The sequence below is a fragment of the Pseudoalteromonas xiamenensis genome (assembly GCF_030994125.1).
Lineage (GTDB): Bacteria > Pseudomonadota > Gammaproteobacteria > Enterobacterales > Alteromonadaceae > Pseudoalteromonas > Pseudoalteromonas xiamenensis_B.
In genome coordinates, this window is record NZ_CP099917.1 from 1,312,893 (window position 1) to 1,336,513 (window position 23,621).

General features: G+C 43.3%; 18 protein-coding genes. 10 read left to right on the top strand and 8 right to left on the bottom strand.

Translation table 11 applies throughout. The annotated features are described in order from the left end of the window. The first annotated feature begins 110 nt into the window (after nucleotides 1-110). From NI389_RS06100 to NI389_RS06110, 3 genes are all read left to right on the top strand, one after another. The gene (locus NI389_RS06100; RefSeq protein ID WP_308362027.1) at nucleotides 111-2,375 is read left to right on the top strand and encodes a putative bifunctional diguanylate cyclase/phosphodiesterase; all 2,265 of its coding nucleotides are present in this window, start codon (nucleotides 111-113) and stop codon (nucleotides 2,373-2,375) included. A 605-nt stretch (nucleotides 2,376-2,980) separates the two neighbouring features. Beyond that, a complete protein-coding gene (locus tag NI389_RS06105) occupies nucleotides 2,981-3,373 on the top strand; it encodes an MmcQ/YjbR family DNA-binding protein (protein WP_208843990.1) in 393 nt (130 codons plus the stop codon). 157 nt (nucleotides 3,374-3,530) lie between these two features. Continuing rightward, nucleotides 3,531-4,532, top strand: a complete 1,002-nt coding sequence (locus NI389_RS06110) for an ATP-dependent 6-phosphofructokinase (RefSeq protein WP_308362028.1) — start codon at nucleotides 3,531-3,533, stop codon at nucleotides 4,530-4,532. A 31-nt stretch (nucleotides 4,533-4,563) separates the two neighbouring features. On the opposite strand, the gene nhaD is transcribed toward NI389_RS06110, so the two are convergent. Beyond that, nucleotides 4,564-6,000, bottom strand: coding sequence for a sodium:proton antiporter NhaD (gene nhaD / locus NI389_RS06115; protein ID WP_372588616.1), 1,437 nt, complete (start codon nucleotides 5,998-6,000; stop codon nucleotides 4,564-4,566). A 141-nt stretch (nucleotides 6,001-6,141) separates the two neighbouring features. Continuing rightward, a complete protein-coding gene (locus tag NI389_RS06120) occupies nucleotides 6,142-7,080 on the bottom strand; it encodes a DUF368 domain-containing protein (protein WP_308362029.1) in 939 nt (312 codons plus the stop codon). A 183-nt stretch (nucleotides 7,081-7,263) separates the two neighbouring features. Between NI389_RS06120 and rdgC the strand changes: the two genes are divergently transcribed. Further along, on the top strand, nucleotides 7,264-8,166 hold the full coding sequence (gene rdgC, locus NI389_RS06125; protein WP_308362030.1) for a recombination-associated protein RdgC: 903 nt from the start codon (nucleotides 7,264-7,266) through the stop codon (nucleotides 8,164-8,166). 74 nt (nucleotides 8,167-8,240) lie between these two features. Here the strand turns inward: rdgC and NI389_RS06130 are convergent, their stop codons facing one another. Continuing rightward, on the bottom strand, nucleotides 8,241-9,080 hold the full coding sequence (locus NI389_RS06130; RefSeq protein ID WP_208843993.1) for an HDOD domain-containing protein: 840 nt from the start codon (nucleotides 9,078-9,080) through the stop codon (nucleotides 8,241-8,243). 242 nt (nucleotides 9,081-9,322) lie between these two features. Between NI389_RS06130 and NI389_RS06135 the strand changes: the two genes are divergently transcribed. Continuing rightward, complete coding sequence (locus NI389_RS06135; RefSeq protein ID WP_308362031.1) at nucleotides 9,323-11,005, top strand: dipeptidyl-peptidase 3 family protein; 1,683 nt, start codon at nucleotides 9,323-9,325, stop codon at nucleotides 11,003-11,005. Between the two features lie 78 nt (nucleotides 11,006-11,083). Here the strand turns inward: NI389_RS06135 and NI389_RS06140 are convergent, their stop codons facing one another. After that, nucleotides 11,084-11,971 carry a LysR family transcriptional regulator gene (locus NI389_RS06140; protein WP_308362032.1) on the bottom strand — a complete coding sequence of 296 codons (888 nt, stop codon included), beginning with the start codon at nucleotides 11,969-11,971 and terminating at the stop codon, nucleotides 11,084-11,086. A 138-nt stretch (nucleotides 11,972-12,109) separates the two neighbouring features. On the opposite strand from NI389_RS06140, the gene NI389_RS06145 reads away from it, so the two are divergent. Next, complete coding sequence (locus tag NI389_RS06145; protein WP_308362033.1) at nucleotides 12,110-13,282, top strand: MFS transporter; 1,173 nt, start codon at nucleotides 12,110-12,112, stop codon at nucleotides 13,280-13,282. Nucleotides 13,283-13,486: 204 nt separating this feature from the next. On the opposite strand, the gene NI389_RS06150 is transcribed toward NI389_RS06145, so the two are convergent. Continuing rightward, entirely contained in the window at nucleotides 13,487-13,843 is a 357-nt protein-coding gene (locus NI389_RS06150) for a winged helix-turn-helix transcriptional regulator (protein WP_308362034.1), read from the bottom strand. Between the two features lie 150 nt (nucleotides 13,844-13,993). Here NI389_RS06150 and NI389_RS06155 point away from each other — a divergent pair, with 150 nt between their 5' ends. Further along, complete coding sequence (locus NI389_RS06155) at nucleotides 13,994-14,638, top strand: DsbA family oxidoreductase (protein WP_308362035.1); 645 nt, start codon at nucleotides 13,994-13,996, stop codon at nucleotides 14,636-14,638. Nucleotides 14,639-14,709: 71 nt separating this feature from the next. Beyond that, nucleotides 14,710-15,630: an aminoglycoside phosphotransferase family protein gene (locus NI389_RS06160; protein ID WP_308362036.1), complete on the top strand. Its 921-nt coding sequence runs from the start codon at nucleotides 14,710-14,712 to the stop codon at nucleotides 15,628-15,630. On the opposite strand, the gene NI389_RS06165 is transcribed toward NI389_RS06160, so the two are convergent. Continuing rightward, nucleotides 15,627-16,022, bottom strand: coding sequence for an HIT domain-containing protein (locus tag NI389_RS06165; RefSeq protein ID WP_308362037.1), 396 nt, complete (start codon nucleotides 16,020-16,022; stop codon nucleotides 15,627-15,629). The two genes, NI389_RS06160 and NI389_RS06165, sit on opposite strands and share 4 nt — an antisense overlap. A gap of 112 nt (nucleotides 16,023-16,134) precedes the next feature. On the opposite strand from NI389_RS06165, the gene NI389_RS06170 reads away from it, so the two are divergent. Then, the gene (locus NI389_RS06170; RefSeq protein ID WP_308362038.1) at nucleotides 16,135-18,351 is read left to right on the top strand and encodes a S9 family peptidase; all 2,217 of its coding nucleotides are present in this window, start codon (nucleotides 16,135-16,137) and stop codon (nucleotides 18,349-18,351) included. A 190-nt stretch (nucleotides 18,352-18,541) separates the two neighbouring features. Then, complete coding sequence (locus NI389_RS06175) at nucleotides 18,542-20,179, top strand: methyl-accepting chemotaxis protein (RefSeq protein WP_308362039.1); 1,638 nt, start codon at nucleotides 18,542-18,544, stop codon at nucleotides 20,177-20,179. 53 nt (nucleotides 20,180-20,232) lie between these two features. Here NI389_RS06175 and NI389_RS06180 read toward each other — a convergent pair whose 3' ends face one another. Further along, nucleotides 20,233-21,759, bottom strand: coding sequence for a M17 family metallopeptidase (locus NI389_RS06180; protein ID WP_308362040.1), 1,527 nt, complete (start codon nucleotides 21,757-21,759; stop codon nucleotides 20,233-20,235). A gap of 97 nt (nucleotides 21,760-21,856) precedes the next feature. Next, nucleotides 21,857-23,548, bottom strand: coding sequence for a carbon starvation CstA family protein (locus NI389_RS06185; RefSeq protein WP_308362041.1), 1,692 nt, complete (start codon nucleotides 23,546-23,548; stop codon nucleotides 21,857-21,859). Nucleotides 23,549-23,621: the final 73 nt, after the last annotated feature.

Sequence of the window (23,621 nt, forward strand, 5' to 3'; positions counted from 1 at the left end):
GTTATCTATTAGTAAGTAGTACCTTTTATTTAACCATTTTTTCGCATCAATACTTTGACTCACACGCTGCATTGAATTAGATTAGCAAAGAGACGATTGAGTTTTCTTTTATGTTAACAAGAAGAATAAAAAGAACCGCAACCATTTTGCTTTTAGCAACTATACACAGCAACTATGCCTTCGGATTAGATGAATTCAAATCCGATAATATGTTGTTTTCTTTTTTTATTTTTCTTTTACTTATTACGCTTTGTGCCTTTTCAATTTTGCTATTCAAATACTTTCAGCAACAAAAACGCTTCTCAACATTGTTAATATCTGAGCAACGACTCAAGAGTACCGTAGAAGGCAGCGGCGATACTTTATGGGACTGGAACATCCGAACTGGTGAAATCGTTCGGATCAATGACAAGTTCAATATGGACAGCGCACCTCAAGGTAAATTCATTCCCAATCAGCATTGCATACATCCACAAGATATTCCTATGGTTGAACGCATTCTTAAACAACACTTTGCTGAACGTACCGCATTTTTTGAAGCCAGCTACCGTATTAAGAATAATATGGACGAATGGCATTGGGTTCTCGACAAAGGTAAAGTAATAGAGAAAGACACGAATCTCAATCCTATCCGCATGACTGGTATCGTAAGAGACATCAGCCATCTTAAGACAACGGAAGAACGTCTTAACTTGTTTGCAAAATGCGTGGAGTCTTTAACCGATGCCATTGCAATCTATGATGCTGATTACCGATTAGTTGACCTAAACCCAAGCTATCTGAAATTGTTTGGTGGATTTAGAGAGCAATATCTGAACAAACCATTTTCGCTTCCCGGCTACGATGGACGCTATGTCGAAGAATTAAAAGCAGCAGTACAAGAAACAGAACATTGGCAAGAAGAATTAAAATTAAGTAACGCAAATCACGTATTGCTGCCAATTGAAGTCACCATTGATGAAATCAAAAATAATCATGGCCAAATTACCAACTACGTTGTTGTGTTTTCCGATCTCACCGAGCGGAAGAAAGCAGAATCACAACTGCATGACCTGTCGAATCGAGATCGTACAACAGGCCTCCCTAACCGCAACTTATTCTTTACCAATCTAAAAAAGTTAGGCCAGCAAAGCACTCATCATGCCCTGCTGGTATTTGACTTAGACAACTTTAAAAAGATAAACGATTCATTAGGTCACCAACTTGGGGATAGTTTACTAGCTAAACTCGCGATGCGATTGAATAAACTGGCTCGACAGCAAGATACTTTCTATCGCCTCGGCGGCGATGAATTTGCCTTGGTTATGGCCGGAACGAACGATATACATACCATCACAAAAACCGCGAAACAATTTCTAGCCGCCATCGCCACGCCATTTAAGCTGGCAAGCCATGAACTCGTTATCACATCATCAGTTGGCATCGTGTTATTTCCAGAAGATGGCAATACCCCAGAAATTCTGCTGAAGAATGCGGATACCGCGATGTATCACGCGAAGCAAAAAGGTAATCACTACTTATTCTTTAACGATGGCATGAATGAACAAGCGGTGAAGCGTTTGCAGATAGAAAATCTCATGCGTTTTGGTCTTAAAGAGGACCATTTTGTGGTTTATTACCAACCCAAAATGGACATCAAATCTGGCGCATTGGTGGGCATGGAGGCACTCGTTCGTTTTATTACGCCGAAAAAAGGCATAATTCCGCCCAATGTGTTTATTCCTATCGCTGAAGAAACTGGGCAAATTATTGATATTGGTGAAGTCGTTTTAGATAAAGCCTGTCGTGACGTAAAAACGTGGATAGATGCAGGATTATTCGATGGTCGAGTCGCGGTTAACTTGTCAGCAAAACAATTTAGTTTGCCAGACCTGACCACACGTATCGACGTTATCTTACAAAAAAACCAACTGCCCTCCTATTTCCTCGAGCTAGAAATTACCGAGGGTACGGTTATGGATGACCCGAAAGAAGCGATTGCTATTATGCGTTCATTGAGTGCCAGAGGCATTCATCTTGCGATGGACGACTTTGGCACGGGATATTCTTCTTTAGCGTATTTAAAGCAGTTTCCACTCAATACTCTGAAGGTCGATAAAGCATTTATTGACGATATGCACAGTGAACGAGGGCGAAATATGGTGGACTCTATTGTCACCATCGCACAAAATCTTGATTTACACGTGGTTGCAGAAGGTGTCGAAAGCGCGGATCAATTGACCTATTTAGAAGCGCTTAATTGCCAAACCATCCAAGGCTATTACTATTCTAAGCCACTATCTTACGAAGAGTTCACGCTGTTCTTGCGTAATCACCACGCTCAGAAAGTCATTCGCCCCAAATTGAAAGTTGTCGCAAACGGCAGCGAACGTTAGGCACGCCATCCAATACACGGCATTTCTTTATTTATTTTCATCCAAGCCCTTCTAAGATGCACCGAAAACAGCAATATAGCTAAAGGACCAACCAAAGAACCAAGAAACGTCCAACGCTTTACAGGCATTCCATTTGTATGGGAAAGTACAAACATCATAATGGCACCAATAGCCGAAAGCAGATAGATCAAATTAGCCCTCACAAAGTCGTTCAAAAAATAGACGCGCATCCTACCACACGATCAAAAAACAGACAAACCGAACTTTATTGTTGCAATATATTGCATTATTTACTTTAATAGCACCCCAGCGATTTGGAGCACTATTAGAAAAAACGAGCCTGTATTGGCCTACTAGGACGTTTGTTTTACTCTCCTTTGGTGAGCAAAAATAAAAGGAATAGTTTGAAGAATTGCCTAACATAATGAATAAAAAGCATGAATTTGAAGTTTGAATTTGCGCATGAGCAAAACCCGCACAAACTCAGGCTTTATAAGTTGTGATTTCTGATAGTTTTTGATGAGTCTAAATTATAGAAATTTTCCAAAAACTGCTAGAATTACAATATTGTCGTAGAAACATAAGTGACTTCAAGGACACGGGCTATGGATCAGAAAAGCGTACATGAATATTTGCAGAGCAAGCCTGCAACCTTTATCACTAAGCCTTTTGCACAAGAAACTGACGTATACAAAGTACAACACAAAATGTTTGCCACTCTTTACGAAGGTAAAGAAGGTCAAACGGACGCTAATGGCGAACCAATTTGGTGGTTAAATGTAAAATGTGACCCTGACGAAGCGCTCATTTTAAGAGACCGTTTCGAATCGGTGGTCCCTGGATACCATATGAATAAACGTCTTTGGAACACGGTTTACCTTGATGGTACTGTGCCGGAGAGCGAAATAAAAAAGATGATTGACGACTCGTACCATATCGTTGTCGATAATCTGCCTACAGCGCAAAAAGAAGAAATAGAAAAGCTTTTAGCGAAATAAAGAAAAGCCCCTTTTTAAGGGGCTTTTCTTTATTATGATTTACGGCAATAAAAACAATCAATTTCTTGATCTACCCCATTAATCTCCCTCGTTTCATTCGCCTTTTTTTAACGACTCGAATACCCTAGACAGTACATCACTTCTTGAGAATGGTCCTATGGAAAGAAAATGTCGCGTCGCGTTACTAACCAGTGGCGGAGACTCACCAGGTATGAATGCGGCTATTCGCGCAGTTACCCTCGCTTGTGAACAGCATCACTATGAGTGTATCGGCTTCTATCATGGTTACAATGGATTGATGGATGACCAAGCCGTGAATTTAACCTCCGAGTTGGTTAATCCTTATTTGCAGCAAGGTGGCACGCTTTTAAAGAGCGCCCGCTGTAAATCAATGCTCTTGCCAGAAGGTCCCAAACAAGCTGCAAACACTCTCAATAAGCACAATATCGATGCACTCATTGTGATTGGCGGTGACGGCTCATTTCGTGGCATGCAAGCATTGTCGCATCACTGGAGTGGGCAACTGATAGGTTTACCAGGTACCATTGATAATGACCTCGCACATAGCGACAAAACTATTGGCTTTGCTACCGCTGTACAAACTGCAACAGAAGCGATTGATAAAATTCGTGATACTGCAAATGCCTTTGAGCGAGTATTTATTGTCGAGGTCATGGGACGTCATAGTGGCCACATTGCGTTTAATGTCGGATTGGCCACCGGCGCTGAAAGCATCTTATCGTTCGAAAACTTCGACCGCGAAAAATCGCAAGCTTACGTGGAAAAATTGGCCATACAAATACAGCAACAACAAAACAATAAGCATTCTAGCTTTCTCATTGTACTTGCAGAAAATTTGTGGCCAGATGGCCCCTCGGGTCTACAGCGATCCCTTAAACAAACTGCAAATATTGATTGTGGAGTTTGTATTTTAGGTCATATCCAACGTGGTGGAAGCCCTGTTGCCGAAGACAGACTGCTCGCGTCCAAACTAGGCCTTGCTGCTGTGCAGGCCATTGCAGAGAAACAACACTTAGTCATGCTTGGGGAAGTGGGAGGCAATCTTGTCGCTACTCCTATCGAGCACACGATTCAAGATCCGAAACCAGTATCGATGTATTGGATAAACGCCCATGAAGAGGCATTGAAGGGATTTTAAAGAAAGGGGGTGACATTGACCCCCCTGCCTATTAAAAGTGTGAAGCGTTAATCCACAAATGGCACAGCACACTTGCAACGTACCCTAATGCGATGATTGGCGTCCATTTAAGATGCCCAAAAAACGTATAGTAACCTCGAGCCTGCCCCATTAGCGCAACACCCGCAGCGGAACCTATAGACAGTAAACTACCGCCGACACCTGCAGTTAGGGTTATTAACAACCATTGACCATGCGACATTTGAGGGTCCATAGACAATACAGCGAACATCACTGGAATATTGTCGATAAGTGCCGAAACAATACCAAGGAAAACGTTGGCATTCGTTGCTGACCAACCTCCATATAACGCCTCAGACATCAGTGCAAGGTAACCCATAAAGCCAAGACCACCTACACACATAACAATACCGTAGAAGAATAATAATGTGTCCCACTCAGCGCGTGAGACTTTTGCAAACACGTCAAACGGCACGACGTTACCAAAACGCTCTAAACGCTCTTCTTCCGTTAAACCTTCTGCTCGTTTCGTCGCTCTCGCAATACAGCGATGGTGCGTTACTTTTAAGAAATAACCAAAGAATTGGAGATAGCCAAGGCCAGCCATCATGCCCATCACTGGCGGGAGATGTAAGAAGGTGTGACCTGCAACCGCCGTTGCTACCGTCAACAAGAAAAGACCTAAGATTCGACGCGCACCACGCTTCAATTCAAATTCCTCACGCACAGCCTCTGGGCGTTGATTTTTGATGTATAAGCTCATCACAAACGCAGGCACAACGTAATTGACCACTGATGGGATAAACAGTGAGAAGAACTCCATGAACTCTACTTTGCCCGCTTGCCAAACCATCAGCGTTGTAATGTCACCAAACGGACTAAACGCTCCCCCTGCGTTGGCTGCAACAACGATATTAATGCAAGACAGGTTGATAAAGCGTCTATCACCTTCTGCGACTTTCATCACCACTGCGCACATCAACAACGCGGTTGTTAGGTTATCAGCGATAGGCGAGATAAAAAATGCGAGAAAGCCGGTTATCCAAAACAGAGTCCTAAAACTAAACCCACGACGAACCATCCAGATACGCAGCGCGTCAAACAAGCCTCGTTCATCCATTGCGTTGATGTAGGTCATTGCGACCAGCAAGAACAGCATCAATTCAGCGAACTCAAGTAAGTTGTGTCTAAACGCTTCGTGAGTGAGCTCACTCATTCCATGCGTTGCATAGTAATAACCTATCAACGCCCAAATTATACCGGCAGCGACTAGTACAGGCTTAGATTTGCGCATGTGGATTTTTTCTTCCAACATGACCAAAACATACGCAAAACAGAAAATACCTATAGAAATAAAACCAATGATGTTGTTGGTGAGATTGACGCTATCACCCGAAGCCCAAACACTGGGCGTAAAGCTCGCAAGGAGACCGAGCATCAGAAACTGTAATGCACGCAGATTGAGCATGAAGATTCCTTAAAGTAGAGTGCAAAAATATTGCTGCTTTTATGTACTAAGTTAGCACAGCTTTTTCAAATGGTTAAAGCGACATTAGTAGAGAAAATCAGATTTTTGAATTTAAGGCAAGAAAAAGGCGCTGAAAGCGCCTTATTTTGTTGTAGTGATTTTCTCTACAAAAAGAATAAGATAGAGTCCAAACACGGCTAAAAGTAGGCAATAAACGGTGTTAGGATCTTGCCCCGACAGTGCAAAAAATTGTGAAGGTAAAATATTTGCCTGCTCAAGTGGTTTTTCAATCCCATGGCTATTTGTGTACGTACTTAATGTTTGTTTCCATGGCCACAACAAGTTTAATGAGCCTAGAAGGAACCCTGCTAAAAGTGCAAATGTCGCTTGCTCGTACGCCTTCAGTAACCAAGATAAAAAACGAGAAAACGCCATCAAACCAACAACACAGCCACTTAAAAAGAGCCCAATTAGCACTAAATCCATGCGATTTACGGCTGCCAAAACATGACCATACATGCCCATGAGAAGTAAAATAAAGCTGCCTGAAATCCCCGGTAAAATCATAGCGCAAATGGCGATTGAACCCGCAACAAAATAGAACCAAGTCGCTGGATTTGCTTCTGCGGGTGAAATGGTGGTGATAACAAAAGCCGTCATAGCACCGATTAAACAGGCGATAACCGTGGAACGATCCCAGCTCTTTACTTGTTTTGCCACATGCCAAAACGACGCTAAAATCAGTCCAAAGAAGAATGACCAAACTAAGGTTTGATGATGTTCGAGTAAATAAGTAATCAATTTTGCCAAAGACGCAGCACTGGTTAGCAAGCCGCCAAACAAACACACCAAAAAATTGCCATCAATGTGTTTCCACATTGCCGCAACTCCCTCTCTTTTTAAGATAAGCAGTGCTTGCAAATTCACGCTTTGAATCGCATTTAAGAGTCTGGCGTAAATGCCCGTGATAAAGGCTATGGTGCCACCTGACACACCAGGAACCACATCAGCAGCCCCCATTCCAGCACCCTTCAAAAAGATAAACAGCCATTCGCGCTTGCGAGTACCATCGTTAGACATTCATTGACTCCTTTGACCAATCTTGTCGAATGATTGGTTATTATCTGAATTGTCGCTATGGTAATCGTTCAATATGAAGACGTCACTACTAAAACGATCTGCCGTCTTAATTTGAGGGTCAGAGTCGCCATCGAGGAAATTTTCTTGTTATGATTACGCCTCAATTTAGAAAGGATGAAACAAATGTGGTTTAGTAACCTTATCTGCTATCAATTTAAGCAAGACGTTTCTTATGATCAGGCTGAGTTTGAAAAAGCACTAGAGCAAGATCAATTTAGACCTTGTACTAGTCAAGAGCTGAGCTCGTTCGGCTGGACCAATGCATTTGGTAAACACGCTCAAACGCTTGCCCATTTTTCTCAAAACTGCATTTTGGTTTGTGCAAAGCGCGAAGAAAAAGTACTTCCTGCATCTGTTATCAATGAAATGCTCGCAGAAAAAATCGAACTTATAGAGCGAGAAGAAAATCGTCCTGTAAAGAAAAAAGAAAAAGACGAGCTAAAAGAGACTTTACTGACGACCCTGTTACCACAAGCATTTAAAAAATCCTCCTTGCAGTTCGCGTTCATCGATTTAGACAATGGTTGGGTAGTTGTTAATAGCGCGAGCTTTAACAAAGCGGAAGAGCTCTTAGCACTATTACGAAAAAGTTTAGGCACTTTGCCAGTTGTACCAGCATTCGCAAACTACGACTTAACGCTACATCTCACTGACTGGCTTGCTAAATTTGCAGCACCAGAAGGCTTTGCTATTGGTCTTGATGCTGAGCTTCAAGAGCCCGATGAAAGTGGTGCACAGGTTAAATTTAAACAGTTTGACCTATCGAGCGATGAGATAAAGCAACATTTAGACAATGGTAAGCTGGTGTCAAAACTCGCCCTTGATTGGCAAGAACGCGTTAAGTTTCTATTCCAAAATGACGGTTCTATCAAGCGTATGAGCTATGCAGAAACGTTAAAAGAGCAAAATGCAGACATTCCAAAAGAAGACATGGCAGTAAAGTTAGATGCTGACTTTATTTTAGTGTCGGAAGAAATTAAAGCGCTCCTAGCGGATTTAAAACAAGGCTTAGGCGAGCCTGAATAATTTCGGTTCCAGTCTGTGAGATTGAAAAGAGCGCCTGAGCGCTCTTTTTTTGTCAAGATATCAATGTAATGTATTTAAGCAAACATTGTTTTAACGTCTTCCAATACATCGAGGAATACGTCATCACTTAACTGTTCTAGTGAGCGAAGAACGCCTTTATCTACATAGAGTTGCAACGCTGATGTTTTGTCTGAGACTTGTAAAATCCCTTCTGCAATTGCCCCTACTCGAATAAAATCGACATAACACACGTGATCTGGCTTATAGTTCGGATTTGACCAACTTTCAGCAACCTCCACAAACTCGTCCGTAAAATCCCATTCGCGCATTATTGCACCACCAATTTTACCAGCCAATTTTTGAATCGCATGAGCTAGGAAACTGGGATTAGCAAACACTTCTGGGTGACGTTCAGCTTCGGTCAGAATCGGTAATACACCGATATTAAACACCAGCGCTGCTAGTGTAATGGTGTCTTTGTTCATCGACGTGTGCTTATTCACGCGTAAATAAAAATCCATCACCGTAATTGCTTGGCACGCTACCTTTAACGTTTTGTCCCACGCTTTGTCCATGTAGGTTTTTATTAATTTATTATGAGAAACAAACAATTGTTCCATTGCCATCGCAGTTGCGATGTTTTTGATTTGACGAAGACCAATGCGTGTTACCGCTTGATTAAGGTTGCTTACTTTTACGGTTCGTCCCATAAAAGCACTGTTCGCCACTTTAATCATTCGCGCAGCCAGCGCTGGATCATGAGAAATGACGTCCGCCATTTGCATCAAATTCACTTCAGGATCGTCAGCCGCTTGTCTCACTCTTACCGCAATTTCAGGTAAGGTCGGCAACACCAGAGTGTCGTTGTTTATTCTATCTATTAATATGGTCAGTAAGGCATTTTCTGTCGACATAGGCAAAGATCCCTCAATTTTAGAACGCCCTTATCGCACAAGGACGTACACGGCAAACTCTGTTTTTTATGATTCAAGTATTGTCTAACTTTAGGATAAAGTTAAGAAAAGTTGAAAAAATATTCATGAATTTATTTTTATCGAGAATTTAACAAGGTACAAGCCAATAAAATGCGGAAATCCCCCCAAAATCGGGTAAGGTGATTCGCTAACAATGAACAACAAAAACATTTGGGTATACGATGAAACTGTCAAAACTCTCACACGCTTTAATGCTTACAGGCCTGCTAGGCTTGACCGCTTGTAGTGAACCAACAAAACAAACCGCAGCCCCAGTAGCCAAAGAAACATCGACACAAAGCTACACATTGACGAACGCAGAACGTTCACGCCTTGGTATTTATACTGAAGTTTCACTTACTTCAGATTTATCTCACTTTAGTGCAAATCAAAAACAAATGATTGCTAAGCTGATTGATGCATCCAAAATCATGGACGACCTATTCTGGAAGCAAGCGTTTGGTATGGATAAAGCGACATTCCTTGCGAACATCAATGACGCTGAAGTACGCCAGTTTGCAGACATCAACTATGGCCCATGGGACCGTTTAAACGGTGACAAACCATTCTTAACCGGGTTTGAAGAAAAAGCGTTAGGCGCTGAGTTTTATCCTCATGACATGACAAAAGAAGAACTTAATGGTTCTACTGTAAAAGATAAAAATGGCCTTTACTCTGTTGTTCGCCGTGATGAAAAAGGTCAGCTTTACAGCGTACCGTATTCCGATGTGTATAAAAAAGAAATTGATGAAGTTGCGAAACTACTTCGTGAAGCGAGTGTGTTGGCTGCAGATAAAGAGTTTGCTAACTACCTAACTCTTCGCGCTGATGCGCTTGTGAATAACGATTATCAACCATCTGACTTTGCTTGGATGGACATGAAGAACAACCCTGTAGATATCGTTATTGGACCAATAGAAACGTATGAAGACCAATTATTTGGTTACCGCGCAGCATTTGAGTCGTATGTTCTCGTTAAAGACTTAGCGTGGAGTGAGCGTCTTGCCAAATTCGCAGCGTTTTTGCCTGAACTCCAAAAAGACCTACCAGTTGACGCCAAATACAAACAAGAAATGCCTGGTTCTGATGCTGACCTAAACGCGTATGACGTTATTTATTACGCAGGTCACTCAAACGCAGGGAGCAAAACGATTGCAATCAACTTGCCAAATGACGAGCAAGTTCAGCTCGAGAAAGGTACTCGCCGTCTGCAACTTAAAAACGCAATGCGTGCGAAATTCGACAAGATCATGGTACCAATCTCAGAACAGTTGATTGTTCCTTCACAGCGTCAACACATTACGTTTGATGCATTCTTTGCGAACACTATGTTCCACGAAGTTGCACATGGTTTAGGTATCAAAAACACCATCACAAACAAAGGTACGGTTCGTCAATCGCTGCAAGAGCATGCAAGTGCCCTAGAAGAAGGCAAAGCGGATATTCTAGGCCTCTATATGGTTGAGCAACTATTGAAGAAAGGCGAAATCACAGAAGGTACATTAGAAGATTACTACATCACGTTTATGGCCGGTATCTTCCGCTCTGTACGTTTTGGAGCATCAAGCGCCCATGGTAAAGCAAACATGATCCGCTTTAACTTCTTTAAGGAACAAGGCGCATTCTCTCGTAATGCTGAAGGCCTTTATGAAGTAGATATGGAGAAAATGGCTAAAGCGATGGAAAATCTATCGCGTTTGATCCTAACCATTCAAGGTGACGGTGATTACGAACGCGTTTCTGCGCTTATTGCAAGTCATGGTGATATAAAAGCTGAATTAGCAAGTGACCTTGAGAAGTTAGCTAAAGCCAACATTCCGGTAGACGTTACATTCAAGCAAGGTAAAGCCGTTTTAGGTCTTTAACCTTTCTACCTCGCTACTCGACGCGTTTCAAAAGCCACTTTGAACATTAAAAGTGGCTTTTTCTTTGGGCTGTGTGAATTAGAGTGTAAATTTGCCTCTGAAAAATTCGATGAACGCGTCAATACGCGCACTCGCTGCTGAATTCTTGTAGTAAACCGCATTCACGGCTTCTCTAGGGTTCGGCGTTTGTACATAGTCAGGCAGCACTTCCACAAGTTTGCCTTGTTTGAGGTCTGCCTCAACCATGAAATTTGACAGCAATGCAATTCCATTGCCCTCCAGAACCAGCTGCCGAATTGTCTCACCATTGCTCGCTGAAATATGTGGCTTAATCAATTCGTTTTCACCTAAATGCCAATTGTTTAATTTCGGTGAATCCGCAAAACCGATTAAAGTATGGGTTTTCAGCTCAGCCAACGATGTCGGGCCTGTATGGCTGTCCAAATACCTAGGACTTGCTACAAGTCGAAGCTTACTTATGCCGAGTGTTCGAGCATACAAATTGGAATCTTGTAGCCGGCCAATTCGAATTGCTACATCCGTTTTTTTCTCGATGAGATCAATAAAGCTCTCCCCTGAAATCAGTTCTAACTGAATATCAGGATAAGCCTCTCTAAATGTTGCAACGTGAGGAATGATTTGATGAAAAATAAAGGGACTTGCTGCATCAACTCTAAGCTTACCTTTCGGTTTTCCTTGTAGGTTGTTTAGGGCCTCTTCACCACGGTTGAGCATATCTAAACTTTCCCGCACATAGTTGAGAAACAACTGTCCTGCTTCGGTCAATTCTATTCGTCTTGTACTGCGGTTAAACAGCGTCGTATCAAGTTCCTTTTCAAGTCGGGCAATCGCCCGAGAAATCTTTGCAACTTGCGTATTGAGACTAATTGCGGCGGCGCTAAAACTGCCGCTGTCCACAACCATCAGAAAACTCTCTAAATCTTCAGTTTTAGATTTCACCCGCACGCTAGTTTGCCTCTTATCTACCTTCGCTAGATTCAATTATTACACTTTTAACAAATTTATTTTGTTATTTTTGCTGTTTTTGTAATCATTCATTTCATTCAAACTGCCCTCACTTTAACTTTGTGAGGAATACTTACTATGCCTTTCGCTTTACTTGCTCTCACTTTGAGTGCATTTGCTATCGGAACGACTGAGTTTGTTATCGTCGGCTTGGTCCCGACTATTGCAAATGACTTAGCCGTTTCACTACCTTCAGCAGGTCTTCTTGTGAGCTTATATGCGCTCGGTGTCGCAATTGGCGCACCTGTTTTGACGGCATTAACAGGACGTTGGAACCGCAAATCTGTTTTGTTGTCTTTAATGGCGTTATTTGTTCTTGGTAACCTACTTGCGTGGCGGGCACCAAGTTACGAAACGTTGATTTTAGCGCGAATATTAACCGGTCTGGCGCACGGTGTTTTCTTTTCAATAGGTTCAACCATTGCGACTAACTTGGTTTCAAAAGACAAAGAAGCCAGCGCAATTGCAATCCTGTTTACAGGATTGACCGTCGCACTTGTGACGGGGGTTCCTCTTGGGACTTGGATAGGCCAAACGCTTGGCTGGCGTGCTACTTTTCTTGTGGTCTCAGTGCTTGGTCTCATCGCCTTAGTCGGGAGTGCCCTGCTCGTACCGGCTAACTTAAAACAGGCAAAACCAGCTCAATTAAAAGAGCAAATGCAAGTGCTCACTAACCCTCGTTTATTGCTGGTTTATGCAATGACCGCCGTAGGATATGGGGGAACATTCGTCGCCTTCACGTACCTTGCGCCAATTTTAGAGCAAGTAACGGGATTTGCCTCCAGCTCAATTGGTTTGATAATGCTTGTGTACGGCGTTTCCGTAGCCATTGGTAATATTTGGGGAGGTAAACTTGCCGATAAAATGGGGCCAATAAAAGCACTACATATTATTTTTACCGCGCTGGCACTTGTGTTATTCACGTTCACTTTTACTGCGGCGAATCCTATTGGCGCGGTATTGACCGTGCTACTTTGGGGCGCTTTTGCATTTGGTAATGTCCCAGGCCTTCAAGTTTACGTCGTACAACTTGCAGAAAAACAGACTCCTAACGCCGTTGACGTCGCATCTGGGCTCAATATTGCGGCGTTTAATGTCGGCATTGCCGTTGGCTCCGTTATCGGTGGGCTCATTGTGGAAGACATGGCTTTAACGGACACCGCATGGATAGGAGCGTTAATTGTGGCATTTGCGGCTATTTTGACCATGATATCTGGCTTTTTAGATTCTCGAGATCAAGCCCTATCGTAACGTATTAACATCGCAACAAAATAGTCTACATTTTGTTGCGATTTATCTCGCTAAAAAATACCTTCATCCTGTTACCAAAATACGATTCAACAACATGTTAGTCTAAAATACGAAATAAATTAAAAAGGGAATATCATCCATGCTCATTGCACTTGCTAAACTCACTGCATCCACCCATCTTGCGTCACAAGTAGAATAAACCTTTTAGATATCATGAGATTCAGACCATACCCGCAACGCTTCAAGTATGTGTAGTGCCGACTCTCCAAATGGCGTAAGTTCGTAAGTAACGCCAACGGGGCGGGTATTAAGGACTTGCCGCTTCACCATTCCATTGGACTCTAGTTCTTTCAATCGTTGGTCTATCATCTTTTTACTTGCCCCTGCCAAGCGACGGGTCAGTTCATTAAAGCGTATCGGCCCCTCTTTTAAGTGATACACAATTGAACCGGTCCACTTTCCCCCAATTAGTCGCATCCCTTTTTCAATGGCGCACGGCTCCCAGCAAGTATTGAAAACTTTTTGTTCTTCTTTACTTTCTGTTTTTAAAACAGTTTCCATACTATTCCCTTCAAAAGTAAGTAGGTTACTAAAAGTATACTAGTTGAATAACATTACTTGGTCACTATTATAAACCATAAGAAATTGAGCGCATTGTTCCAATTGGCTCAATTCAATTTAATGCCTAGTGCTCAAAAAAGGAAATTATCAATGAATCACGCTAAAACGTTACGAATCGATATTATCTCTGACATCGTGTGTCCATGGTGTGCTATCGGTTTTTATCGACTGAATGCTGCGTTATCGCAACTACAAGATGAAGTAAGTGCTGAAATCGTTTGGCATCCATTCGAACTCAACCCCAAAATGGTTCCTGAAGGTGAAAATCTGCGAACGCACCTTGCAAATAAATATGGAACAACGCTAGATCAAAGTATTCGAGCGAGAGCGATGTTGACCAATTTGGGTGCAGAGGTAGGCTTCACATTTAACTATTTTGATGAAATGCGAATGCTGAACACGCATGATTGCCATCGATTACTTTTTTGGGCGCAAAAATCGGGGCTTCAAACAGATCTTGCAAAAACGATGTTTGCGGAGTTTTTTGGCAATCGCGGCAATTTTAGTTTTCAAAGCCTCATAAAACTCGTTGAACAAGTGGGTCTCAACGTTGAAGAAGCGAAGCAAGTTCTCGACAGTAGTGCATTTAGTTTAGAAATCAAAGACCAACAAACCAAATGGCGAAACATGGGCATTCACGGCGTTCCAACCATGATTTTCAACGATGAGAAAATGCTGACAGGGGCACAAGATGTCGAGGTCTACGCTAAAGTACTCAGAAGTTTTCTCGATTGAGCGACGTAAATGCAGAGCCCCTCTTGTCGTACCTAACGCGCACAACACACAGCTCCCCATTGGGAGCTGAAGTGCCACCGCATAGCAAGCATGCAATCGCTACATTTGCAAAGCAAAGACAGACAACACTAAGCGCGATAAAGCCGCTGCAACAAGGCTTGAGCAATTCCAGCTTTTTAGTTCACTTTGAAAATTCTGAGTGGTGGGTTGTAAAATGCGCTAAAGGTTATGTAGCCAATGGACTTCGCAAAGAAGCGAAAGCATACACCTTGTTGCAAGAGACGGATTTAAATCTCGACTGTTTTCTCCAAACCAAAGGCACTGCTGCCAAACAAAACTGTTTGTTTGTGAAATATATTCACGGCCAAGCAATCCACGCATGGTCAAATCAAGTACTCAACAGATTGGCCTTAGCACTAAAAAAAATACATCACATTTCAAGTCCCTTTGCCGGCAACCTACTCAACCCAACAAAAGCTGAACTTACGCCTCACCTTGAATTGCAAAAGCAAGCGCGGTTGATGCGTACACAAACCAAAAAAGAAACACCTCGTTTTGAGCGCATCTTCGACCACGTTTTAGCGATTTTGGCGTCAAACCAAACTCTTTTTCATGAAATAACCGAGTTTTCGCTGCTACATGGAGACCTTCATTATGAAAATCTTATCATCGATTCTGGAGGCTCATTGAAATTGGTTGATTGGGAACGAAGTCAATTTGGTGACAGCGCATTTGATTTGGTCCTGATAAATTGGCATGGTCAAGACGGCCTTGTGGATAGTGATGCGCAACAGCAGTTGTTGTCGTTGTACGCTGCGTCTCAAGAGGAACGCGTGACGTTGGCATCACGAGTGGCCTGTTGGACGTTATTTAGATTAGTGAGCGACTACTTATTTTTACGACGTTTTAATTTATTGAGTGATAAATATGAGTCGTTTTTTTTGGAGATTGAACGACTCATTAGCCAATACTTTGCGGTAAATAGACGCTAAAGCGCCAACTCAGCTTTAAGTGCAGTTATTTGCTCTTGCGAATAAGGTTTAGCAGGAAACAGTCCCCAAACAGGTTTCGGCCAAGCAATATCCTCTTTGAAACGAGCGATATGATGTACATGAAGTTGCGGAACCATATTGCCAAGCGCGGCCACATTTAGCTTGTCTGGTGAAAATACCGACATGATCAATTTGCTCAATGAAGCGCTTTCTTGCCAAAATTGTAATTGCTGTTGTTCGCTCAAATCAATTATCTCTCGAGCACCTGTAACTCGTGGAACAAGCACAAACCAAGGATATTGGCTATCGTTTAACAATAAAACTCGACACAATGGCCAGTCCGTTAAAAAAATACAGTCGCGCTGCAACTCAGGCGCTAGTTCAAAAGTCATGTTAGTCCTTGTTCACATTAGTCACTAATTTTTGGCACTCTACCCTATTTTATTGCGCCTGCCTACCGACCTAGCTACCATCTCTTTCTACCCAAAATAAAAGGATAATCCTGTGCGTACCACTCTCAGAACTGCTGCGCTTTGCTTACCTCTATTAAGTACAGTTGTATCAGCAGACCCCCTAACACTAGAACGCGTGTTTGCAAGCCCTGGCCTCGCAGGAAAAGCACCGATTAAATTGAAGTTTTCACCTGACGGCACACGAGTTACCTACCTCCAAGGTAAAGCCGAAGATCAAAAACGCTACGACCTTTGGGAATACAACTTAAAAGACAAAACCAACCGTTTACTCGTTGATTCTCAAGCCCTGTTTTCTGGAAAAGAAGAGCTATCTGATGAAGAAAAGGCCCGCCGTGAACGCCAACGTATTTTCGGTCGCGGTATTTTAGAATACACGTGGTCGAAAGACGGCAAAGCACTGCTTTTCCCGCTGAACGGTGACTTGTACTATTACCAACTAGAGACAGGAAAAAGTAAAAAACTCACAAACACCGACGCGTTTGAAACGGATGCACGTTTTTCGCCGAAAGGTCATTATGTCTCCTTTATCCGCGAGCAAAACCTGTATGCCTTAGAGTTAAGTTCAGGCAAAGAAATCCCACTGAGTAAAGACGGCGGTGGTACAGTCAAATATGGTATGGCTGAATTTGTTGCACAAGAAGAAATGGGTCGTATGACCGGCTATTGGTGGTCTGGTGATGAGAGCAAAATTGCCTTTACGCGCATAGATGAAACGCCAGTAAAAGAAGCGATCCGCAACGAAATTTACGCTGATGAAGTAAAACTGTTTAATCAACGTTATCCCTTTACTGGAACACACAATGTCGAAATTCAACTTGGCGTTGTGTCGCTCAACAACCAGCAAGTGGATTGGGTTGACTTAGGTAAGGACACAGACATTTATGTCGCTCGTGCAGGCTGGTCAGAAGACAGCAATGTGCTGAGTTATCAATGGCAAAACCGCTCTCAACAACAATTAGATTTGCGTTTTTACAACGTTGCGAACAAAACTCAACATGTTGTTGTCACTGAATCCAGTAAAACGTGGATCAACTTACACAACGATTTGTATTTTTTAAAAGACAAACAACATTTTATTTGGGCGTCGGAGCGTGATGGCTATAAGCACCTATTCCTCTATAAATTAAATGGTCAATTAGTACGGCAGATCACTCAAGGCGAATGGGTTGTTGATAGCCTAAAAGCCGTTGATGAAAAACAGGGATTAATCTATTTTGCGGGCCGCAAAGATACGCCGCTTGAAAGTCACTTGTATCAAGCACCTTTGTTTTCTGAAGGTCAAGTTAAACGCTTGACTGAGACTGGCACTTACCATGATGTCGTTGTTGCTGACGACGCAAAAACGTTTATTGATAATGCCTCTTCAGTTAACCGCCCAAGCTCCGTCTCTTTGCGTCAGGTCGATGGTAACTTTGTAACCTGGCTTGAACAAAACAAATTAGATGATACTCACCCTCTAACGCGTTACGCAGGCGATCTTGTTGAACCAGAATATGGCACACTCAAAGCGGAAGATGGACAAGACCTCTACTATCGTATTTTTAAACCGAAAAACTTGCAGGCAGGTAAGAAATACCCAGTTATTGTGAACGTTTACGGTGGTCCTCATGCGCAACGGGTTACCAACAGTTGGCGCGGTAAAAACTTGTTCTTCCAATATTTAGTTCAACAAGACTATGTCATTTTCCAACTCGACAACCGAGGTTCTTTTAACCGTGGTAAACGCTTTGAAGATGCCATTTACAAGCACCTCGGCGTGGTTGAAGTTGCCGATCAAATCAAAGGGGTTGAATATCTACGAAGCCTAGACTTTGTTGATCCGGAACGCATTGGTATTTATGGCCACAGCTATGGTGGGTATATGGCGCTAATGACTATGTTTAAAGCGGGTGATTATTTTAAGGCGGGTGTCTCTGGTGCGCCTGTAACGGATTGGGCACTTTATGATACACATTATACCGAACGATATTTGGGTCATCCCGACACGAATGCGCTTGGCTATGAACAAAGTGCGGTATTCCCATACAGTAACGCATTGAAAGGTCCTCTTCTTATCTATCATGGTATGGCGGACGACAATGTGCTGTTCACACACGCAACAAAAGTCTTTAAGAATCTGCAAGATGAGATCAAACCGTTTGAAATGATGACCTACCCAGGCTCAAAACACAGTCTAAATGGTCAAAGTGTACAAACACACTTGCATCAAACCATTACGCAGTTTTTCGACCGCCACTTCAAACAGTAAACTCACTCATAAAGTAGGTCTATTTTCTTATTCGAGAAACTAGACCTACTACTTATTGCTAATTGACCACCTTTCCAATTCATCATCTATTAGTCCTTTGTTTCAACTCAATTTTCATCATTTCAGAACTGGTAATATGGATATTCAACGCTCATAGTAAAAAGCGGCCCATATTAAAAAGGAGTACAAGATGGATGTCCTTAACCGTTTTTCAATCTTTCAACGACTCGCCTTATTGGTCATCGTGGTGTTAATGGGACTCGTCTTATTGAGCATTACGAGTCTCAACCAGCAGTATCAAGCTCTTGAAAAACTTCAATACGAAAAAACTCAGCACGTTGTCGAAAATGCTCACAGTTTAGTTACGCATTTTCATAACTTGTATGTCTCGGGTAAATTGACGGAAGAAGACGCCAAACAAGCCGCTCTTTCTGCCGTCGCAGAGTTACGTTACGAAGACAATAATTACTTTTGGATTAATGATTTCCAACCGAAAATGGTCATGCATCCAATGAAGCCAGCACTCAATGGACAGTCTCTTGCAAACACCCAAGACCCTGATGGCAAAAAGCTGTTTGTTGAAATGGTCAATATTGTGACTAAGCAAGGTGCGGGGTTCATACCGTACAAATGGCCAAAACCAGGGAAAGACAAACCGGTTGATAAAATTTCCTACGTAAAAGGCTTCAAACCATGGCAGTGGATCATCGGCTCGGGTATTTACATGGATACCATTGACGCAAGCCATGCCGAATTACAAAATTTTATGTTGCTTGATGTTGGCCTAATCATTTTGTTACTCATTGCACTGAGCGTCGTGATTGGCCGAAGCATAGTAAACCCTGTCAACCGAGCTGTTTCGATGATGAAAAACATTGCAGAAGGAGAAGGCGATTTAACTCAACGTCTAGAACTTAAAGGCAATGATGAAATCGCAGCATTAGCAACGTATTTCAATTCATATACGGAAAAAATGCGCCGAAGTATGCAAAGTGTGTCACACAATGCAACTGAAGTAGAGCGATTGGCCATTCAAGTTGATGGTGCGAGTCATAAGAACTTGCGCTTTATAGAAGAACAAAGCGACAGCAGCCGTCAAATCGCAACAGCCGTAGAAGAAATGAGTCATCAGATCCGTGAGGTCAGTGATAATGCGAGCGCCGCAGATACCGCTGCGCGAGAAGCTCAAAGCAACGCAACCGCTGGGAAATCAGTCATTAATACAACCATTTCGGCGATCAATAAATTATCCAATACCATCGAAGAAGTGAGCAAGGTGACCGCTGAACTTGCTGCCCAAACGAACAGTATCGGCTCCGTTCTTGATGTTATTCGTGGGATTTCAGAACAAACCAATTTACTTGCATTAAATGCCGCCATTGAAGCCGCCAGAGCTGGCGAGCAAGGTCGAGGATTCGCCGTCGTAGCAGATGAAGTCAGAACTTTAGCGAGTCGCACAGGGCAAAGTACCGACGAAATTCAAGTCATGATTGAAAAGTTACAGCAAGGTGCTCGTGCTGCAGTGACGGCTGTCACGCAGAGTCAAAGTATCTCTCAATCAACGGTAACGCAAGCAGCGCAAGCGAATACGGTGCTTGATGAAATAGAACGTTTAATTCAAGTCATTTCTGAAATGAACAGTCACATCGCGCAAAGTGCGGACGAACAGAGTACCGTAGCACAGGACGTCAATCGCCGTATCTCCGATCTGTCTGATTCCACACATCACAGTTTGGATACGACACAGGCACTGACTAGCGCGAGTGAAAATCTGAAAAAAGCCAGTCATCATCTAACCGAAGTCGTGTCAGGATTTAAGATTGGTTGAGGAAACTAAGGTAAAACGATAAAGCGGAGGAGACCCCTCCGCTACCTGAGAAATTAGCAGTATTTCGCGAATAAACTACTAATGGTGGCAGGGAAAGGCTTACCATGTTGCCAATCTCCTCCCTCAACACCACTTCCTGCGATGTCCATATGCACATAAGGTAATGGCGTTTCAGAATCTGAGCCATGCTTATCCAGACCACCGACAATGTTCAAAAACGCCATCGGGAACTGATGACCACGCGCCGTAACGGCTGATGGCGCGTTATTACTTGAAAGCACGTCGTCGGCTAACGTACGCGGTTTCACAAAATCAAAGTCTTCACGACGACTACGAGAAACTTCAGCACAGTCCGCCCATAAATCACCTACTTGCGCAAGTTCACGAGACACATTCGCTTGGCGCGCTGGGCCGTTTTCAACGTAAGCGCTGTATGGACCCATCGCTCTTGCCGCATGGCCAGTAAGCGTTGCAACCGTGAATAATATTGGGTTCACTTCTTTGAGTGCTTGATCTTTTAATTCACTTAAAAGATCGCCCATTGCTAAGCGCCCTTCAGCATCCGTATTTCCGATACGCACGCGGACTCCTTCACGCGTGTTAATAATTTCATCTGGCACAAAACAATCAGACCCAATTGAATTGCGAACGACCGCCAAGAATGCAACCACTTTAACACCTGCAGGCTGCGCTTGCGCTACCGCCTTCATAAAGCCGGCAACACTTGCTGCACCACCTTTATCACGACTCATGCCAGCCATGAAACCACCCACTTTGAGGTCTGCACCACCAGTGTCGTAAACAAGGCCTTTACCGACAAACATCAGTGTACGCTCTACATCACCTTGAGGCTCATAAGTTAACTTTATGACACACGGGTGATGTCTCTCAACCGCGTATGATGCTCGCGCCACGGTAGATAACATTGGGTAATGGCGGTCAAGTATGTCTCGGTCATTAATCACTTCTACGGTAACGCCTGTGTTTGAGAACGCCCCCACACAATATTCCGCAAATCGAGGTGGCGCCATACGCTCAGGCTCGGTGCCACATAGGTCACGCGCAACATAATGCCCCGCGGCCAATGCATTTAAACGCGTGCACAGTGCATCATCTGCATTGACTAAGAACACGCACTGAACCGGTTCAATGTGCTCACCTAAGGACTCTCGTGCTTCTAGCGGTTGCCAAAGGGCCTGACATGCACCAAGGTATGCAACTTCCAAAGCGTGTTGATAACGTGCATCAATATCAACGCCAGTTACACAAAGTACAGGACGCACTGCACCCGCAGCTTTCGCTTCAAGTATGGCTAATTTTGCCGCATCATAAACTCGACGAACATCATCGTAGTCACGGTTTAAAGGGCCTGTCGGTGCGAGGAACAAACGTTGACCAGGCGCTTTTTCATTGACAAGCAAACTCACTTTCGACGTCATACGAGCGTCAACGGTAAGGTAAGGTTTTACAAGTGTGTCAAGTTCATGACCAAGCGAAGTAACATTAGCGGCAATAACAATGAGAGCATCTGCATCAGCGTGCCACACTGTAGTAGCCGGTTTTGCAATAGGGAAAGACATAAAAAGGCCCTTTATGAGAGATTAAGGGCCCAAATTATCAAACATAATCTAAATTAAAGCTAGGCTGAGACAGCCTTTACTTTTTAAGCAGAGCGCGCTAATTGGCGCGCTCTGCCTCAGAATCTTGCGGTGCTGATTTATGCTTCACGATTACAGACCACGCTTCAAGCATAACCAGAACGCTGACGACCAACACAATAACGTCTAGCCCAACCAGCAACCAGTTGCCCTTCTCATAATATTCAGACAATTTGATCACCCCAGCAAAAAACGCCATAACAAGTACAAAGCTCATTGGGATTAACGTGTATTTAGCTGGACGGCCGAGTTTGATAAGGTAAACCGAGATTACCAACAACGTCAAACTTGCTAAGAGCTGATTTGTTGAGCCGAATAGAGGCCAAATAATCATTCCGCCACTTCCAGAAGCCCCTCCGGCACCAAATGCCAATAATAGACAGCATGCAACTGCAACGAGTGTCGCGGTTATACCGCTTTTTAACACAGGAATATTATAAATTTCGCCCCACTCTTGGATGATGTAACGTTGTAGCCGAACACCTGAATCCATCGTTGTTCCCGCAAACAACACAACCATTACAGCCAGCAAGGTTGAAGACACTTCACTTGGTATCCCCCAGCCAGCTTGAATCATGTTTGAACCACCAGTGATAAACGCCCCCACGCTTCCTGCGCCAAGATGACTGTATATCTCATGCCATTGCTCAGGTGTGACGGCAAGCATCACACCACTCACCGCAACCAACGTAATTAGCGCAAGTGAGCCTTCACCAACTGCCCCTAAGTACCCAACAAAGCGACCATCTGTTTCTTTATTTAATTGCTTTGATGAAGTTCCGGATGACACGATGCCATGAAAGCCAGACACCGCACCACAGGCGATAGTCACAAACAACAAGGGAATAATGCTCGGTGTATTTGCGACAGTTTCAGTGTTAAATGCAGGCGCAGTAATATCCGGCATAACAACAAACACCGCACCATACAAAAGCACTAAACCAACAAGTAATTGCATGCCATTAATGAAATCACGCGGCTGTAAAAGCATCCAAACCGGTAGCAATGACGCAACAGCTGCGTAGACGAATAGAATCAGAATCCAGTTTGCTTTGTCACTCAAACCAAACATTTCACTTGGTAATGCTAACGGCATACCTGAGCCCATATAAATAGTTGCATACAGCACAGCTACGCCAATCGCGACGAGCGGCATCATCGGCACATTACGTTTCAAGAGGAAACCAATGACCAGTGCAACAGCAATTGCGGACCACGCTGGAAATACCGCACTTGGGTTGGCAACAAATGAGTTGGCAATCACTACACCGAATACCGCATTAACCATTAAAAGTACAAGGAACACAACGACCATGAATAACGCGCGGGTGCGTTTGCCAATTACCGTTTCAGATAATGCCCCCATCGATTTACCTTTGTGACGTGCACTAGCCCATAGCGCGCCCATGTCGTGGACACCAGCAAAGAATATCGTCCCTAACACGACCCATAACACAGCGGGGACCCATCCCCAATAGACCGCAATTGCAGGGCCTACAATTGGCGCCGCCCCTGCGACAGAAGTAAAATGATGACCCCACAGTACCACTTTGTTCGTCGGTACATAGTCAACGCCATCATTAATTTCATGAGCTGGAGTGACAAAATCATCATCCATTTTAAAGATTTTTTCGGCTATAAATTTGGAGTATACAAACCATCCAAAGAGCATACCGAGTATGCCCACAAGCACGATCACGACTGATTGCATACGAATTTCCTTTAGTTGTCATTATTGTTCGCACACTGTTTTCTCCAATTTCGCCGAGTTTTAACTGCGGTAT